The sequence below is a fragment of the Pseudomonas kielensis genome, assembly GCF_030505375.1.
Lineage (GTDB): Bacteria > Pseudomonadota > Gammaproteobacteria > Pseudomonadales > Pseudomonadaceae > Aquipseudomonas > Aquipseudomonas kielensis.
Map to the genome: position 1 here is coordinate 153,044 of NZ_CP130043.1, position 16,514 is coordinate 169,557.

The window sequence follows — 16,514 nt, forward strand, 5'->3', positions numbered from 1 at the left end:
CTGAGCGAAGGTGTCCATCAGGGGGAGGCGCGTAGCGCCATGCGGCGAAGCCGCATACATCGAGAGGAGGTGCAGTTTCGGACCCAGGCATTAAATCAATAGCGTCCCCTGTCCAACTTTCGGGGGGCAGTTCACGTAAGGGCGGAACCCTAAGCCGCCGTTACCGCAGCAACGGATATACCCACAAGACCAAGACCAAGACCAAACGACAGCAGCTCCTATCGGCTCAACAAGGCCGGGCCCTTAGAAATCCCGCTTGTAGAAGATGTCCAGCGAGCTGGCGATGCCACTGGCGGCTTCCAGGTAAACCTTTTTGCTCAGCTTGTAGCGCAAGGCGATGGTGTTGGCCGGTTCGAACACGCCGACACCGTAGCGCAGGCTGAGCTTCTCGGTAATGTCACCACTGGCCACCACGCTGGTGGCGGTGCCGCTGCCCTCGGTGTCGAGCTGGAAATCGTCGATGCCCAGGTTCTTCGCCAGGCTGCCAGTGAGGTCCGAGCTGCCCATCAACCCCAGCCCCAGCGCCGCTTGCGCGAGCATGTTGTTGTCTTCACCGTTGGAACTCAGGGGACGGCCGAGCACCAGGTAGGACAATGCTTGCTCCTGGCTCATCGCCGGCTCCGAGAAGATCTGGGTGGTCGGCTGCTCGGCGCTACCGCTCAGGCGGATACCGGCAATGATGTCGTCGGTCTGGCGAATCGCTTCGATGTCCAGGTACGGCTGGTCGATGGGCCCGGCGAACAGTAGCCGCGCGCGGCGTACCGTCAGGCGCTGGCCATAGGCGCGGTAACGCCCGTCGTTGAGCCACAGCTCACCCCGGGTGTCGAGGTTGTCGCCGATATGCACATGCCCCTTGACGTTGGCGGTCAGGCCAAAACCGGCAAAGCTGAGCCGGTCTTCGCCCACGATCACTTCGACATCCATGGCCATGGCCAGCGGTGCCTTGCCCTCTTCGGTCTGGTACCCAACGATCACCGTGTCATCGGAGACCTTGACCGTCGATGGCGGCAACTCGCGCACGGTGATCTCGCCCTTGGGCACGTGCACCTTGCCGGTGATCGCCAGCTTGTCGTCCTTGATCGAGATCTTAAGGTCCGGCGCCACTTCCAAGGCCGCGTAGGGTTCGACGCTCACCGGCAGTTGGCTGCCCCGCACGCTGAGGTCGACCACCAGCGCCTGCCCCCAGTCCACCTGGCCCATGAGGCTGCCCTGCCCGCTTTTGCCGCTTTTCCAGTTGCCGTTGAGTTGCACGCTTTCACCGGCAATCTGTGCCTGCAACTGCAAGGCCTCGAACCCGGTCGGCAGCTGCGGCCCGGAAATCTCACCCTCGCTCAAGGCCAGGTTGCCGTTGACCTGGGGCGCCAGCAGCCCGCCGGACAACGTGCCGCTGCCGTTCAGGCGGCCGGCCAGTTTCTCGACCATTGGCACGAACGGCCGCGCCACCGAGAGGTCCAGCCCACTGAGGCGAAAGGACCCACTCAGGGGTTTGTTTTTAGGCAGCGGGTTGATCTGCGCCTGCACCATCAGCTCGCCCAGCTTGCCACCCACAAAATTCAGTTGGGTGTCGATGCGCTTGGGGTTGAGGGTGCTGGTGAGTTTCAGCGTCTGGTAGGGGAAATCCAGCCATTGATCCTTGTCCTTCATGCGCAAAGTGCCGCCGCTGGCATCCACCAGCACCTGGCCTTTCGGCCCGCTGGCCGGCAGGTCCAGTTGCACATCGGCGTTGAGCGTGCCCTGCCAGGCGAAATCCTTGGGCAGCCATTGCGCCAGGCTGTCGATTGGGAATTGCTTGAGGTGATAGCGCAGTTTCGGCTCGGGCATCAGGCGCTGATCCTCGCCACACAAACTGGCAGGGCCGGACATCCAGCAGTGGGCGCCGAAGGTCAGCTTGCCATCGGCCAGGCGTTCGATCTTCGCCGGACTCTGCAGCTTCCAGTCCTGGCCACCGGCCTGAATGTCGCCGCTGGCCAAGCGTCCACGCCAGTTGCCTTGATCCAGGTTGCCGTCCAGGCCCAGCGCCAGTTTCACCAATGGGCCTTGCAGGTCCAGTTCTAGCTTCTGCTGCTTGAGGGTGCCCGCGCCAGTGGCCGTCAGGGTGCCCAACTGGTTGTCGCCGACCGCAATGCCGCTGCCCTTGAGGTCGATCTGCGCCCGTTGTGCGCTGTCGAGGGTGGCGTCGAGGTTGAGGCTTTTCAGGCGATTGTCAGCCAGGGCCAACTGCACGCCCTGCAGGGCGAGCTTGCCCTGGGGCGCCTGCAATGTGCCTGCGACGTCGAGCCGGCCATTGAGCTGGCCGCGCAACTGCGGCCACAACTGGGCCAGGCGCGGAGCCTTGATGTCGAGCTGGCCGCTGAGTGTTTGCTGCAGGCTGGCGCTGCCATCGATGCGGTTTTCACCCAGGCGGATCTGCAAGGCGCTGAGGTTCCAGCGCTCGCCCGCGCCGTCGGCCTTGGCTTGCAGCACCGCAGGCTGGCCACGCAGTTTGCCCTTGAGGTCGAGGTCGGCACTCAGGCTCAGTTGTTCATTGCGCATCTCGCCCTTGCTGCGCAACGGCCCGGCCAGGGTGCCCGGCAGCTCCGCCAGCCAGTACGCCGGGTTGATCGCCGACAGGTCCAGCGCGGTGTCCCAGGCAATGCCGTCGGCAAACTTCAGGTTCAAATGCCCGGCGGCCTTGCCCTGCCCGGCGACCAACTGCAGTTGCGGCAGGAAGATTTGCGTCAGGTCGCCACTGAACGGGCTGCTCAGGCTGAAGGCCCCGGCGGGGCCGTCCAGTGCTGCCTTGAAGTTACCCAGGTAGTTACCGTCGCGGTACGCCACCTCACCGTTGAAGCTGCGCAGCGCCACGTCGGGCTCGTCGATCAGCGGATACAAACGGTGCCAGGGGAAGTCCAGCCAGTCGATCTTCGCCTCGGCCACCAGACCGTCAGACCAATCGACCTGGCCAGTCAGCTTGAGACTTTGCTGATCGTTGGCGTTGAGGTCCAGCCCGGCGATCTGCGCCCCCTTGGCATCGACCTTGCCTTGCAACAGCAAGGCCACCGGCCCGTCCTCGGCTGGCAAGCTGGCCTTGCCCAACAGTTGGTAGCCGCTCTTCAGGTCACCGCTACCGCTGAGTTCAAGCTGATTGAGTTGCAGGGTGTCCGGCAGGTCGGCACTGGCTTTGAAACCATCGGCGGTGATGCGCACCTTGGCCGGCAGGTTGTCGGCCAGCGGTTGCAGCTCGCCGCTCAAGTGGCCCTGCAGATAACCACTGCTGTCGGCCTTCAGGTTGAGGGTTTGCAGCAGGTCGCCATCGACTTTCAGCGTCAGTGCCAAGGGCGTGTTACCGGGTATCGGCACGCTGAGATTGCCGCTGGCACTCAGCGGCCAGTTGCCGTTCGGCTGCAGCAGCCCGGACAGTTCCAGACGCAGGTCATCACGTTGCAGGTGTAACGAATCGATCTGCAACCCTTGCGCCGTCCAGTACGCCACCAGTTGCAGGTCCTTGAGCTGCTCGCTGCCGTCCAGCAGCAGGCTGCCGATTCGCACCTCGCCCAGCTCGATCGCCAGCGGCAGTTTCAACTCCGGCAAGCTGATCGGCCCGCTGCTTGGCTCTGTACTCGGCGCAAACTGCAGGACCACCTGCTCGGCCTTCAATTGCTCGATGCACAGGGTCATGCGCGTCAGGCACAGCGGCGACCAGGCCAACACTGGCTTGATCAGCTCGACCCGGTCCTCGCCCTGCTGCCACAGCAGGTGATCGGCACTCCACTGGCCGGCCAGGCGGCCCTGAAAATTCTCCAGGGTCAAACCCGGTACCTGACTCAGCGCCCAACGGCTACCGGCCTGTGTGCCCAACAGGCTCACTACCGCCAGCAGCACCAGCACCACCAGTGACAGCACTGCCAGCAACGCTATTTTCAAACCACGCTTCACAGCTCAGGCCCCATGGAAAAGTGCAGACGAATACCGCCGGGGTCATCCAGCGCATGGGCCAGGTCGAGACGGATCGGGCCGACTGGCGACACCCAGCGCACGCCCATACCGACCCCGGTCTTGAGGTTCGGCAGTTCGAAGTCGTTGAACGAGTTGCCCTGGTCGACAAACGTCGCGACCCGCCATTTTTCGGCAACCGAGTATTGATACTCCACGCTACCGGAGACCATGTAGCGTCCACCCACGCGGTCGCCATCGGAGTTTTCCGGCGACAGGCTCTGGTAGTCATAACCGCGCACGCTCTGGTCACCACCGGCAAAGAAGCGCAGCGAGGGCGGAATGGATTTGTAGCCATTGGTGGCCGAACCACCGATCTGCGCACGCGCCAGGAACCGGTGGTTGTCCAGCACCGTGGTCAGGCCCTTGACCAGGGCAGTGCCGTACAACAGGTTGTTGTCCGAGCCCAGCCCTTCCTTGGCCACCTTGCTGTCGAATTGCAGGCGATAGCCGTTGTGGGGATCGATCCGGTTGTCACTGCGCAGGTAGGAATAGCTCACACCCGGCATCAACAGGTTACTGATCCCCGAGTCATCACCCAGGCGATATTCCTCGTGCTGCCATTTCAACGAAATCACCCGTTGCCAGCCGCTGGGTAGCTTGCTGTGCCATTCCGGGCCCAGGGTCAGCAGTTTGCTCAAGCTGTCGGTGTTGGCCAGTTCTTCATATTGGTAACCCCCGGCAAACCGCAGTTTATCGGTCAGCGGTGGGTCCAGCGGCACGTCGTACCACAGGCCGACGTTTTGCCGTGGTTCGGAGAGTTCGGCCTCCCAACCATAACTGTGGCCTTCGGGGTTGACCCAGTGCCGGGTCCAGTTGGCCTTGGCCCGCGGCCCGACGTCCGTGGAATAACCCAAGCCCAGGCCCATGGTCCGGGGTTTGCGGGTGTCGAGGGTGACAGCCACGGGAATCACGTCGTTGGCGGCGGTGGTCGGCGTGGCATCCACCCGCACTGACTCGAAATAGCCCGACGACTGCAGGGCCTGGTTGAGCTCGGCGATCAACTCGGAATCATAGGGGGCGCCACTGTTGAACGGCACCATGCGTTGCAGCAGGTCTTCGTCGAAGGGCGTATCGCCGGTAAAGCTGACCTTGCCCAACGCATAACGCGGGCCGCTGTCATAGACCAGCTCGATGTCGGCGACGCCGGCCCGAGGGTCCACGGCGAGTTTCTGGCTGGTAAAGCGACCACTGAAAAAACCGAAGCGCGAGGCCTGGTTCTGGATCAGCCGCTTGGCGTCTTCGTAGTGGCCGTGGTTGAGCACAGCACCGGGCTTGAGCACGTCGCTCTGGGGCACACGAAAGGACTTGAGGGACGCGGCCGGCCCCAGGATCTGAATGGTCACATAGCGCAGGCGCACCGGTTCGCCGGGGTCGATGTTCAACACCAGCCGGGGTGACTTGCCGTCTTTGACTTCGCTTTCGATCTGCGGCTGGTAGTAACCCAAGGCCTGGGCAGCCTTGCGCGCCTGCTCCTCGGCCCCGCGACTGAAGCGCAACAGCGCTTCTTCATCGCGTTCACCGAGATCGCCGATATAGCCTTCGATGTTGGCCTTCAGCTGGTCATTGGACGGTTTGATCCTGACGTCCAATTCACTTTGCGCCAGGGCGGCTGCGCTGCTGATCAGCATGAGCACGCTACTGGTAAATCTTCCTGGAAACTTCATAGGCGCGGATGCTATCACGAGCTTGGGAGCGTGATAGAGCGAACATTCTGAACAAAAGTTCGCCCTCAGGCTGTTGCGCTATGTAACACCTGAGGATTGGCGTGGAAAAACACGTGCTCCAGAACAGGCCCTACAGCCACCTCTCCAATCTCCTCATAACCCTGACGCTTATAGAACTCCAGATAACGCGGGTTCCCCGTGTCGAGCACCACCCCCTGGGAATGCTCGTCCACCGCGCACCAATTATGAACAGCCTGCAGCAGTTGCTCGCCGAAATGCTGGCCCTGGAATTGCGGATGAATCCCCAGCAACGGCAGCACGTGCACCGAGTCCGAGGGCACACAGGCGGCGACGGCCGCGTGATAGTCCAGATAGCGCCGGGTACAGCGAAAACCGGTGCTCAGCACCATGCGCAGGCGCCAGGCCCAGCTTTCGGTAATGCCCAGGCGCCGCTGCGGCGGGGCAATCAGCGCGATGCCGATCAGACGGTCGTTGACCAGCAGGCCGATGGCGGGCAGGTCCTGGAGAAAGTGCTGCTTGACCAGTTCGCGCACCGTCGCCCGTACCCGTTGCTCATAGCCCGGGCGCTCGGCCTCAAAAAGAAACTTGAAGGTGGGTTCGTGGCGGTAGGCCTGGTACAGCAATGAACGCGCTTCACGCGAGTAGCCGCTGTCGAGCCGATGGATGTCCGCGATGGCGGTCGATGTTTCAGGCATGACGGTTTATCTCCCCTGGGCTCGGCGCAAATGACCTCGCCCTTGTAAGTACGAGCCCTGCAATGCTGTGTTCGTTCCCACGCCAACAGACATTAGCAGCGCATAGGAACTACCGCCACGCTGGCTCCGATCCTACATGTCAGCTAGCATCGCAGTTTTGCCAGGACTGCCGACCATGAAGATCGTCTCGTTCAACATCAACGGCCTGCGCGCCCGCCCCCATCAATTGGAGGCACTGATCGAGAAGCACCAGCCGGACGTCATCGGCCTGCAGGAAACCAAGGTCCACGACGACCAGTTCCCGCTCGCCGAAGTCCAGGCGCTGGGCTACCACGTGTATTACCACGGGCAGAAAGGTCACTACGGCGTCGCCCTGCTCTCGCGCCAGGAACCACTGGCGGTCCACAAGGGTTTTGCCAGCGATGAAGAAGATGCCCAGCGCCGCTTCATCTGGGGCACCTTCGCCGACGCCAACGGGACGCCGGTGACCATCATGAACGGCTATTTCCCACAGGGTGAAAGCCGCGACCACCCGACCAAATTCCCCGCCAAGGCGCGGTTCTACAGCGACCTGCAAACCCTGCTGGAAACCCAGTTCAGTAACGATCAGGCGCTGGTGGTGATGGGCGATGTGAACATATCCCCGGAAGACTGCGACATCGGTATCGGCCCGGACAACATGAAGCGCTGGCTGAAGACCGGCAAGTGCAGCTTCCTGCCGGAGGAGCGCGAGTGGATGGCCCGCCTGAAGAATTGGGGCCTGGTGGACAGCTTCCGTCACCTCAACCCGGACGTTGCCGACCGCTTCAGCTGGTTCGACTACCGCAGCCGCGGCTTTGAAGACGAGCCCAAGCGTGGCCTGCGCATCGACCTGATCATGGCGTCCCAAGGCTTGCTGCCACGGATCAAGGCTGCCGGCGTCGACTACGACCTGCGCGCCATGGAAAAGCCTTCGGACCACGCGCCGATCTGGCTGGAGCTGAGCTAGGCCGCCCACTGTCACATATGCGTAACCTGAATGTCTTAATGTCCCGGCACCTCCCTCGCCCGCCAAAGGTGCCGGCTCCATGTTGCGTGCCCTGTTGCCGCTGCTGTTATGCAGCCTGCTCTCCCCACCTGCCCTGGCCACCGCGCTGCCGCTAACCGCCAACGGCGTGGTGTTGCGTATCCAGGGGTCCAACACCATAGGGGCGGCGCTGGGGCCGGCACTGGCCAAGGGCTTGATGGAAGAGCAAGGCTTGCTCAAGGTGCGCAGCGAACCCCGGGACAACGTCAACGAACAACGACTGGTGGGCCAGACGGCCCAAGGGCAACCGGTGATCATCGACATCGCCGCCCACGGCTCCAGCACCGGCTTCCTCGCCCTGAACCATTCCAGCGCCGATCTGGCGGCGTCTTCGCGCCCGATCAAGGACAGCGAACGGTTGGCACTGAAGGCCCTTGGCGAGCTGAAAAGTCCTGCGGCCGAACAGGTGATCGCCATCGACGGCCTGGCAATTATCCTGCACCCGCACAACCCGTTGAATCAGTTGAACACCGAGCAACTGGCACGGATTTTCAGCGGCGAGATCCACACCTGGGAAGAACTCGGCGGTGTCGGCGGCCCGATTCATCTCTACGCGCGCGATGATCAGTCGGGCACCTACGACACCTTCAAGGACCTGGTACTCAGCAGCCGCGGTAAGACCCTCGCAGGCTCGGCAAGCCGCTTCGAATCCAGTGAGCAACTGTCCGACGCCGTCAGCCAGGACCGCCAAGGCATCGGTTTCATCGGCCTGCCCTATGTGCGCCAGGCCAAGGCGCTGGCGATCGTCGACGGTGACTCGCAGCCCATGCTGCCACTCACCAGCCTGATCGCCACCGAGGACTATCCACTGTCGCGACGGCTGTACTTGTATGTGCCACCGACCGCGCGAAATCCCTGGGCCGAGGCACTGGTGCATTTTGCCCAAAGTCGCCAGGGCCAGGCGCTGGTGGCCGCCAACGGGTTTGTCGCGCAGACCGTGCAAGCCATGGATGTCACGGCCAGCCGACAGATGCCCGAGGGATATCAGGCGCTGGCCGCCAAGGCGCAACGGCTGACGGTCAACTTTCGATTCGAGGAAGGCAGCGCCAGCCTCGACAACAAGGCACGCCAGGATCTGTCCCGGGTACTCGACTACCTCCGGCAGCACGGCAAACTCGACAGGCAGGTGAGCCTGGTGGGATTCGGCGACGCCAAGGCCGATCCGCAGCGCGCCGCCCTGCTCTCCAGGCTGCGGGCCATGGCGGTGCGCCGTGAACTGGTGAAAAGCGGCGTGGTACTGCGCGACATTCGCGGTTTTGGTGCGCAGATGCCGGTGGCCGCCAACAGTGACGACGAAGGCCGGATCAAGAATCGCCGGGTCGAAGTCTGGGTCTACTGACGTCCTGGCCGGGGCGCGCGAACTAGTCGGGTTTGCGGATCAGGTAGGTGTCCATGATCCAGCCGTTAGCGTGTCGCGCCGCCTTCCTGACGCGCTCGATCTGGTCGGCGACGTCCTTGAGTTTACCGGCGATGAGGATCTCATCCGCGGTGCCCAGGTAGGCGCCCCAGTAAATCTGCAGCTCCCGATCGGCCACCTGCTGGTAGGCATCTTGCGCGTCCAGCATCACCACCTGACTGTCGGCCGTACTCACCTGCTCCGCGGCCAGGCGCCGCCCGGTGGTGATCTCAACGGCGCCGCCGATACGGTTCAAGGGCACTTTGTGCCGCGCGGCCAGGGCCTGGACGCTGCTGATGCCAGGGATCACCTCGTAGTCGAAGGTGCAGCGACCCGCATCGAGAATGGCCTGCAGGATCCGCAGGGTGCTGTCGTACAAACTCGGATCGCCCCACACCAGAAACCCCGCGCATTCATCGTCGGCCATGTGCTCGTTGATCAGGCGCTCGAACACCTGCTGTTTGTCTTGATTGAGCGCCTGGACACTGGCGGTGTAGTCGAGATCATCGGACCTGCGTTGCGGGCTGTGGGCCTCGACGAAACGGTAACCCGGCTGACTGATATAGCGGGCACAGATTTCCCGCCGCAGGTCGATCAGGCTGTCCTTGCTCGGGCCCTTGTCCATCAGGAAAAACACATCGACCCGGTTCAATGCCTTGACCGCCTGCATCGTGATGTAGTCAGGGTCGCCGGCACCCACGCCGATCACCAGCAGTCGCTTCATGCCAGGGGTTCCTCAAGAGGGGCGCCACTGTCCATCAGGCGCAGGCGCCAGCGGCCGTTGAAGCGCAGTTCAGTGGCAGACAAGGGTTCGACATCGATGATGTGCAAGGCGGTGGGCGGGCACTGCAGCACATGGATCATGGCGGCGCGAATCACCCATGGGTGGGTAACGGCCAGGTAATGCCCGGGGCAACTGCTCAGGTCGTCGAGCCAGCGCCCGACCCGCTGGCACAGCTGCACCAGCGATTCGCCGCCATGGGGCGCCGAGTGCGGATCGTCGAGCCAGGCCTGCAATGCCAGTGGCTCGTGCTGTTGCAGGTGGTCGATGGACAAGCCGTGCCAACGACCAAAATCATAGTCATCCAGCGCCGGCACATGCTGCAGGTCATTGCCGAACAAGGCGCCTGTCTGCCGTACTCGCGTCTCGCCACCGCCGAGCAATTGCGGGGCCCGCTTGAAGGCACCGGCGCGACTCCCCCGGGCGGCCTGCCAGTCCATTTCCAACGGTTCGTCCAGGGGCAATCGCGCCCGCTTCTGGGCGACGGTACGGGCGTGGCAAATCAGGGTCAAACGGGTTACCGACACGCAGGTTCACTCCCAGGCTGGGACAGGAAAGACTCGCCGAACGGCTAGCATCATGCTGCGCCACTTGGGGAGGATCAACTAGTATGGCCCGCGCGCAGCGTGACGGCAGTCAGTTGCAGATGGATCGACCGCCCGCCGCTTGCAATTGCAACCGAGTGCGCGCGGTAGCCGGTTCGCGAGCATTGCAAGATCAGCAGGTTTATCCGGTCAGCACGCGGCATCATCGACGAGCATTGCGCTACAGTGACGCTCACTAAAAAAGGAGCCTGTATGGGATTTTCAACGGAAGAAAAACAAACCCTTTTAAGCGTCAAGGGAGTCGGCCCGACGGTGGTCCAGCGCCTTGAACAACTGGGGTTCACCACCTTGCTGCAACTGAGCCAGGCCAATGCCCGCGAGATCGTGGTTCAGGCCTCGGCGGTGGTCGGCTCCACCTGCTGGAAGAACAGCCCGCAGGCACGGGCCGCGATTGAGGCGGCGATCGCCAGGGCTCGTCAAAGCAGTGAGGCAAGCCAGGCCTGAATGCTGGCAGATTGACAACAAAAAGCCCGCATCTGGCGGGCTTTCTGTCTATGGGGTCAAATCCTTTTGTGTGTTCAATCTGCACCTGCGAATGTCAGAATTTCGTGAAAAAAAGTCCCCTCGCAGGAAAAAAAGACAGACGGCCTTCCCCCTTTACGACCGCTCGCTGGAACTCCGCATCAGCGCTTGCGGCAGTTGCGGTTCAGCCTCATCCACCACGGCGTTGGCCAGCGGATCATGCACTTGCAGCATCGGTTTGCGGCCATCACCGCCTGGGCAACTGCTAAGCCCCAGGGGGTTGACCCACGCCGTTGGATTCACCGCGTACTGATAGGCATTGAGGCCAGCGGCCAGGCGGTTCGGGGCCGGTGTCAGGTAACGCCCCAGGTGCGGGCAGTAGTAGCGATGGCGGTTGTAATGCAGGCCCGTTTCCTCGTCGCAGTACTGCCCCTGAAAACGCAGCGGCTGCTCCACCGGCTCGTGCCCCAGATGCCGGAGACTGGCGATCTGGCCGCCGGCCTGATAAGTCGCCGCCCAGACAATTTCGCCCCTGCTGTCCGTCAATTCCTGGGGGGTGCCCAGATGATCGAGCTGGTAGTAGAACCGGCCGGTATCCCCCGCAGCGCCACCCTCGACCAGGGCCAACGGGCGAAAGGTATCGGGCTCGTAAAGATAGTCGCGATGATGATCAGCGCTGATTTCGCCGACCAGCCGTGGCCCCTGCCAGACGAACTCGACGGTACTGCCATCGACGGTCTTGGCACTGCGCCGGCCAAACGGGTCATAGCGATAGCTGGCCCGGCTGCCATCGGGCAGGACCACCGCGCTCAAGCGATGCTGGCAGTCATAGTGATAATGGGTCACGTGCGGGAGGTGACCGTCGCGGCGCACGCGGATCAGGTTGCCAAAGGCATCGTAGTCGTAGCGGCAGTGGCCGGGGTCCGGCAGGCGATTGCCGCACGGGTCGTACGCGAATTGCTGCCCTTGCTCGCCACGCGAGTGCCGTACCCGAACCAGGCGGTTGCCGGCGTCGTAGTAAAAACTGCGCTGCCCGTGGCGGCTGTCGGCGATGCTCGCCAGGTTACCGTTGACCCCATAGCTGTAGTGCCGCAGGTACAGCGGACGCTGTGGCTGGTTGACGGTGTGGACCTGCAGGCGGCCCTGTGCGTCGTAGTGATACTGGCTGAGCAACCGGCCCTGTTCGCGCTGCTGCTCCTGGCCGTGCTCGAAGCGATGGCTGGACAGGCGCTCGCCGTTGTAATCGACGGCAGCGAGGCTGCCATCGAGGGCAAAGTGATAATCCAGCCAGCGGTTGTCTGGCAACTGCATGCGCTCAAGCTGGCCACTGGCGTTGTAGACATAGTGCAGGCAGACCCAGCCCTGCTGCTCGCTGAGCAGCCGTCCCGACAGATCGTAGGTGAAGGTCAGTGGCCAGTCGCTGTCATCGTCGACTCGTGCCAGGCGTCCCTGTGAATCGTATTGATAGGCCACCCGGCCGGCGTCGGGCAATGTCTTGAGCAACAGCCGCCCTGTCCTGTCACGCTGGTACGCCGTGACCAGGGCAGAGCCATCAGTCGCCCATTGGGTTTTCTGCAGCAGATGGCCCTGGTGATCGTAGGCGAATGTGAAGCGCCGTCCGTCAAACGTCCGCTCCTGCTCGATCCGCCCATCGGCGCCCCGTTCCAGCCGATACACCTCGCCGACCTGATTTTCGATTTCCGACAACAACCCACTGCTGCGGTCATGGCGAAAGCACAACTGGCTGCCATCTGGATCGATCCGCCGGCTGATCAGGTGCAAGTGCCGGTCGTACTCATAGCGTGTGACCTGGCCCAGTTCATCCTGCTCGGCACTGACCTTGCCATAGTCGTTGTAGCTGAAGGTGCGGGTGGCACCATCGGCCGCCAGCACTTGCCGCAACCGGCCCGCAGTGTCGTGTCGGTAGCGGGTGACCTGACCGTGGGGGTCGATCTGTTCGCAGATATCGCCGCGGGCATTGCGCCGGTAGGTCCAGCGCCGGCCGTCGATGGTCAAGATAAAGCAGGGTTCATGGGCAGGTATGAGCATCCGTTGTCTCTCTGCAGAACGAGGGTCAGTGATTCTGCGCGAGCGTCGGGGAGTGTTGAACGGGTCGTGGAAAAATCAGAATTTCCCTGGAGGATTCAAAGACCCATCGCGCAGGCATCAAGGCCAGAGGACTACAGACGCACTTCGCCCTTGAGGATGTCGAACAGCGCCTGGGCGGCCGCCGACAATTCGTGACCGGGCTTGGTCAGGATACCGATCGCGCGCTCGACCACCGGCTCACCCAGGGTGATGCAATGGGCGCCCAGTTCGCGCATTTGCTCGGCACACAAGGCTGGCACAGCGCTGACCCCCAGGCCGCTGGCGACCATGCGCCCGACCGTCGCCAGTTGGTGGCTTTCAAAGGCCACCGGGAGGCGGGTCTGGCGTGCCTGCAGGTGTTCTTCGAGCATCACCCGCACTGTCGACGGGCGCTGCAAGGTAATGAAGGGCTGCTCCAGCAGGGTGTTCCAATCGATTTCGCTGAGGCCGGCCAGTGGCGAATCACTCGGTACCACCGCGACAAAACGGTCGACGTAGAGCGCAGTGAACTGCAGCGATGAACTCTGCATTGGCTCGAACGCCACGCCCAGTTCCACCTGGCGGTCGCGCACCATCTCCAGCACTTGCTCGTTGATCACATCATTGACCGTGACGTTGACTTTCGGGTAGCGCGCGCGGAAGGTCTTGAGGATCGGCGGCAGCAGGTTGCCGGCAAACGAAGGCATGGCGGCCAGGGTCACCCGTCCACGCTGCAGGGTAAAGCGCTGGCGCATCTCGTCCTCGGCGTTGTCCCAGTCGGCAATCAGGCGCCGGGCCAACGGCAGCAGGGATTCGCCTTCAGGGGTCAGCGCGACATTGCGCGTGGTGCGGCTGAACAACCGCCCACCGAGGCTTTCTTCCAGGGCCTTGATGGTCAGGCTCAACGCCGACTGCGACAGGTGCAGCCGCTCACAGGCCACGGCGAAGCTCAAACTCTGCGCCACGGCCAGAAACGCGCGGATCTGCTTGACGGTCATCTGGGTTCCCTATTATGAAATACGCCACGGATTAACGAGTTTTATCTATTAATCAACCTTAAAAATCAACTTATCAAATGAATCGGATGGCGCAACACTCAACCCCATACGGCTAGCCAGCCGCCCACAAAGAATAAAAGAGGTGCATATGGCAGGTTTCGACAAGCGCGTGAGTTCCTATGAAGAGGCCCTCGCCGGCCTTGAAGACGGCATGACCGTGATCGCTGGCGGCTTCGGCTTGTGCGGCATTCCGGAAAACCTGATTGCCGAAATCAAACGCAAGGGCACGCGCGACCTGACCGTGGTTTCCAATAACTGCGGCGTCGACGGTTTTGGCCTCGGCGTGCTGCTCGAAGACCGCCAGATCAGCAAGGTCGTGGCGTCCTACGTGGGTGAAAACGCCCTGTTCGAGAAGCAACTGCTGAGCGGCGAAATCGAAGTGGTGCTGACCCCCCAAGGCACCCTGGCGGAAAAAATGCGCGCTGGCGGCGCGGGCATTCCTGCGTTCTTCACCGCCACCGGCGTCGGCACGCCCGTGGCCGAAGGCAAGGAAGTGCGTGAGTTCCACGGCCGCCCGTACTTGATGGAAGAGTCCATCACCGGCGACTTCGCCATCGTCAAAGGCTGGAAAGCCGACCACTTCGGCAACGTGATCTATCGCCACACCGCCCAGAACTTCAACCCACTGGCCGCCACCGCCGGCAAGATCACCGTGGTCGAAGTCGAAGAGATCGTCGAGCCCGGCGAGCTGGACCCTGCGCACATCCATACCCCTGGCATCTACGTTGACCGGGTGATCTGCGGCACGTTCGAAAAACGCATCGAACAGCGCACCGTGCGCAAGTGATCCACGCCCCCTGCCCGACGAACAACGGAGAATAAAAATGGCTCTTACCCGCGAACAAATGGCTCAGCGCGTCGCCCGCGAAATGCAGGACGGCTACTACGTGAACCTGGGCATCGGCATTCCGACCCTGGTCGCCAACTACATTCCCGAAGGCATGGAAGTGATGCTGCAGTCGGAAAACGGCCTGCTTGGCATGGGCGCTTTCCCGACGGATGATCAGGTCGACGCCGACATGATCAACGCCGGCAAACAAACAGTGACCGCGCGCATCGGCGCATCGATTTTCTCTTCCGCCGAATCCTTCGCGATGATCCGCGGCGGCCACATCGACCTGACCGTGCTCGGCGCGTTCGAAGTCGACGTACAAGGCAACATCGCCTCCTGGATGATCCCGGGCAAACTGGTCAAGGGCATGGGCGGCGCAATGGACCTGGTAGCCGGTGCCGACAACATCATCGTCACCATGACCCACGCCTCCAAGGATGGTGAGTCCAAGCTGCTGAACCATTGCAGCCTGCCACTGACCGGCGCCCACTGCATCAAGCGCGTCCTGACCGACCTGGCCTACCTGGAAATCGAAAACGGCGCCTTCATTCTCAAGGAGCGCGCTCCGGGTGTCAGCGTCGAGGAAATCGTCAGCAAGACCGCCGGTAAACTGATCGTTCCGGACCACGTTCCGGAAATGCAGTTCGCCTGAGCCCCACCCCCTTTGAGGAGAAATTCGATGCAAGAAGTCGTGATTGTCGCCGCCACCCGGACTGCCATCGGCAGCTTCCAGGGTTCGCTGGCCAGCATCCCGGCGCCGGAACTCGGTGCCGCGGTGATTCGCCAGTTGCTGGCACAGACCGGTCTGGCCGCCGACCAGGTGGATGAAGTGATCCTGGGTCAGGTCCTGACCGCTGGCTCGGGCCAGAACCCGGCGCGCCAGGCCTCGATTCTCGCCGGCCTGCCTCACGCGGTGCCGGCGCTGACCCTGAACAAGGTCTGCGGTTCGGGCCTCAAGGCCCTGCACCTGGGCGCCCAGGCGATCCGCTGCGGCGACGCCGACGTGATCATCGCCGGCGGCATGGAAAACATGAGCCTGGCCCCGTACGTGTTGCCGGCCGCCCGCACCGGCCTGCGCATGGGCCACGCGAAGATGGTCGACAGCATGATCAGCGACGGCCTGTGGGATGCGTTCAACGATTACCACATGGGCATCACCGCCGAGAACCTGGTCGACAAGTACCACCTCAGCCGTGAGGAACAGGACGCCTTCGCCGCCGCTTCCCAGCAGAAGGCCACGGCCGCCATCGAAGCCGGGCGATTTGCCGACGAGATCACGCCGATCCTGATCCCTCAGCGCAAAGGCGATCCGCTGTCCTTCGCGGTCGACGAACAACCGCGCGCCGAGACCACCGCCGCCTCCCTGGCCAAGCTCAAACCGGCGTTCAAGAAAGACGGCAGCGTCACCGCCGGCAACGCCTCTTCGCTCAACGACGGTGCCGCTGCCGTGCTGCTGATGAGCGCTGAAAAAGCCAAACAACTGGGCCTGCCGGTACTGGCGAAGATCGCCGCCTACGCCAATGCCGGTGTCGACCCGGCGATCATGGGCATCGGCCCGGTATCGGCTACTCGCCGCTGCCTGGACAAGGCCGGCTGGAACCTGGCGCAACTGGACCTGATCGAAGCCAACGAAGCATTCGCCGCGCAGTCCCTGGCGGTAGGCAAAGAGCTGCAGTGGGATGCGAGCAAGGTCAACGTCAACGGTGGCGCGATTGCCCTCGGCCACCCGATCGGCGCCTCGGGCTGCCGCGTACTGGTGTCGTTGCTGCACGAAATGATCAAGCGCGACGCCAAGAAAGGCCTGGCTACCCTGTGCATCGGTGGCGGCCAAGGCGTGGCACTGGCCATCTCGCGGGACTGATTTCACCGCGCACCTGCGGGAGCGGGCAGGC

13 protein-coding genes are annotated in these 16,514 nt (G+C 62.8%); 6 read left to right on the plus strand and 7 right to left on the minus strand.

Going from position 1 to position 16,514, the window contains the following annotated elements:
* Nucleotides 1-243: 243 nt before the first annotated feature.
* The 3 genes from Q1W70_RS00820 to Q1W70_RS00830 all read right to left on the minus strand — a co-directional run bounded on the left by Q1W70_RS00820 (nucleotide 244) and on the right by Q1W70_RS00830 (nucleotide 6,355).
* A complete protein-coding gene (locus Q1W70_RS00820; RefSeq protein ID WP_302098514.1) occupies nucleotides 244-3,915 on the minus strand; it encodes a translocation/assembly module TamB domain-containing protein in 3,672 nt (1,223 codons plus the stop codon).
* Nucleotides 3,912-5,639, minus strand: a complete 1,728-nt coding sequence (locus tag Q1W70_RS00825) for an autotransporter assembly complex protein TamA (RefSeq protein WP_166591924.1) — start codon at nucleotides 5,637-5,639, stop codon at nucleotides 3,912-3,914. The genes Q1W70_RS00820 and Q1W70_RS00825 overlap by 4 nt, the downstream gene beginning before the upstream one ends.
* A 65-nt stretch (nucleotides 5,640-5,704) precedes the next feature.
* Entirely contained in the window at nucleotides 5,705-6,355 is a 651-nt protein-coding gene (locus tag Q1W70_RS00830) for a GNAT family N-acetyltransferase (RefSeq protein ID WP_095169296.1), read from the minus strand.
* Between the two features lie 175 nt (nucleotides 6,356-6,530).
* Between Q1W70_RS00830 and xthA the strand changes: the two genes are divergently transcribed.
* Nucleotides 6,531-7,343, plus strand: a complete 813-nt coding sequence (gene xthA, locus Q1W70_RS00835) for an exodeoxyribonuclease III (protein ID WP_182344100.1) — start codon at nucleotides 6,531-6,533, stop codon at nucleotides 7,341-7,343.
* A gap of 79 nt (nucleotides 7,344-7,422) precedes the next feature.
* Nucleotides 7,423-8,760 carry a substrate-binding domain-containing protein gene (locus Q1W70_RS00840; protein ID WP_166591922.1) on the plus strand — a complete coding sequence of 446 codons (1,338 nt, stop codon included), beginning with the start codon at nucleotides 7,423-7,425 and terminating at the stop codon, nucleotides 8,758-8,760.
* Nucleotides 8,761-8,782: 22 nt separating this feature from the next.
* On the opposite strand, the gene cobF is transcribed toward Q1W70_RS00840, so the two are convergent.
* Nucleotides 8,783-9,541: a precorrin-6A synthase (deacetylating) gene (gene cobF / locus Q1W70_RS00845; protein ID WP_166591921.1), complete on the minus strand. Its 759-nt coding sequence runs from the start codon at nucleotides 9,539-9,541 to the stop codon at nucleotides 8,783-8,785.
* The gene (locus tag Q1W70_RS00850; protein WP_166591920.1) at nucleotides 9,538-10,125 is read right to left on the minus strand and encodes a histidine phosphatase family protein; all 588 of its coding nucleotides are present in this window, start codon (nucleotides 10,123-10,125) and stop codon (nucleotides 9,538-9,540) included. The genes cobF and Q1W70_RS00850 overlap by 4 nt, the downstream gene beginning before the upstream one ends.
* Before the next feature lie 270 nt (nucleotides 10,126-10,395).
* Here Q1W70_RS00850 and Q1W70_RS00855 point away from each other — a divergent pair, with 270 nt between their 5' ends.
* Nucleotides 10,396-10,647: a helix-hairpin-helix domain-containing protein gene (locus Q1W70_RS00855; RefSeq protein ID WP_166591919.1), complete on the plus strand. Its 252-nt coding sequence runs from the start codon at nucleotides 10,396-10,398 to the stop codon at nucleotides 10,645-10,647.
* 153 nt (nucleotides 10,648-10,800) lie between these two features.
* On the opposite strand, the gene Q1W70_RS00860 is transcribed toward Q1W70_RS00855, so the two are convergent.
* Together Q1W70_RS00860 and Q1W70_RS00865 are read right to left on the minus strand one after the other, a co-directional pair.
* Complete coding sequence (locus Q1W70_RS00860) at nucleotides 10,801-12,714, minus strand: RHS repeat-associated core domain-containing protein (RefSeq protein WP_166591918.1); 1,914 nt, start codon at nucleotides 12,712-12,714, stop codon at nucleotides 10,801-10,803.
* 131 nt (nucleotides 12,715-12,845) lie between these two features.
* Nucleotides 12,846-13,730 (minus strand): LysR family transcriptional regulator, encoded by an 885-nt coding sequence (locus Q1W70_RS00865; RefSeq protein ID WP_166591917.1) that lies wholly within the window; start codon nucleotides 13,728-13,730, stop codon nucleotides 12,846-12,848.
* A 148-nt stretch (nucleotides 13,731-13,878) separates the two neighbouring features.
* Between Q1W70_RS00865 and Q1W70_RS00870 the strand changes: the two genes are divergently transcribed.
* From Q1W70_RS00870 to Q1W70_RS00880, 3 genes are read left to right on the plus strand one after another with little or no spacing between them, the layout of a single operon-like run.
* On the plus strand, nucleotides 13,879-14,577 hold the full coding sequence (locus Q1W70_RS00870; RefSeq protein ID WP_166591916.1) for a CoA transferase subunit A: 699 nt from the start codon (nucleotides 13,879-13,881) through the stop codon (nucleotides 14,575-14,577).
* 37 nt (nucleotides 14,578-14,614) lie between these two features.
* A complete protein-coding gene (locus Q1W70_RS00875; protein ID WP_166591915.1) occupies nucleotides 14,615-15,274 on the plus strand; it encodes a CoA transferase subunit B in 660 nt (219 codons plus the stop codon).
* 27 nt (nucleotides 15,275-15,301) lie between these two features.
* A complete protein-coding gene (locus Q1W70_RS00880; RefSeq protein WP_166591914.1) occupies nucleotides 15,302-16,483 on the plus strand; it encodes an acetyl-CoA C-acetyltransferase in 1,182 nt (393 codons plus the stop codon).
* The last annotated feature ends 31 nt before the right edge of the window (nucleotides 16,484-16,514 follow it).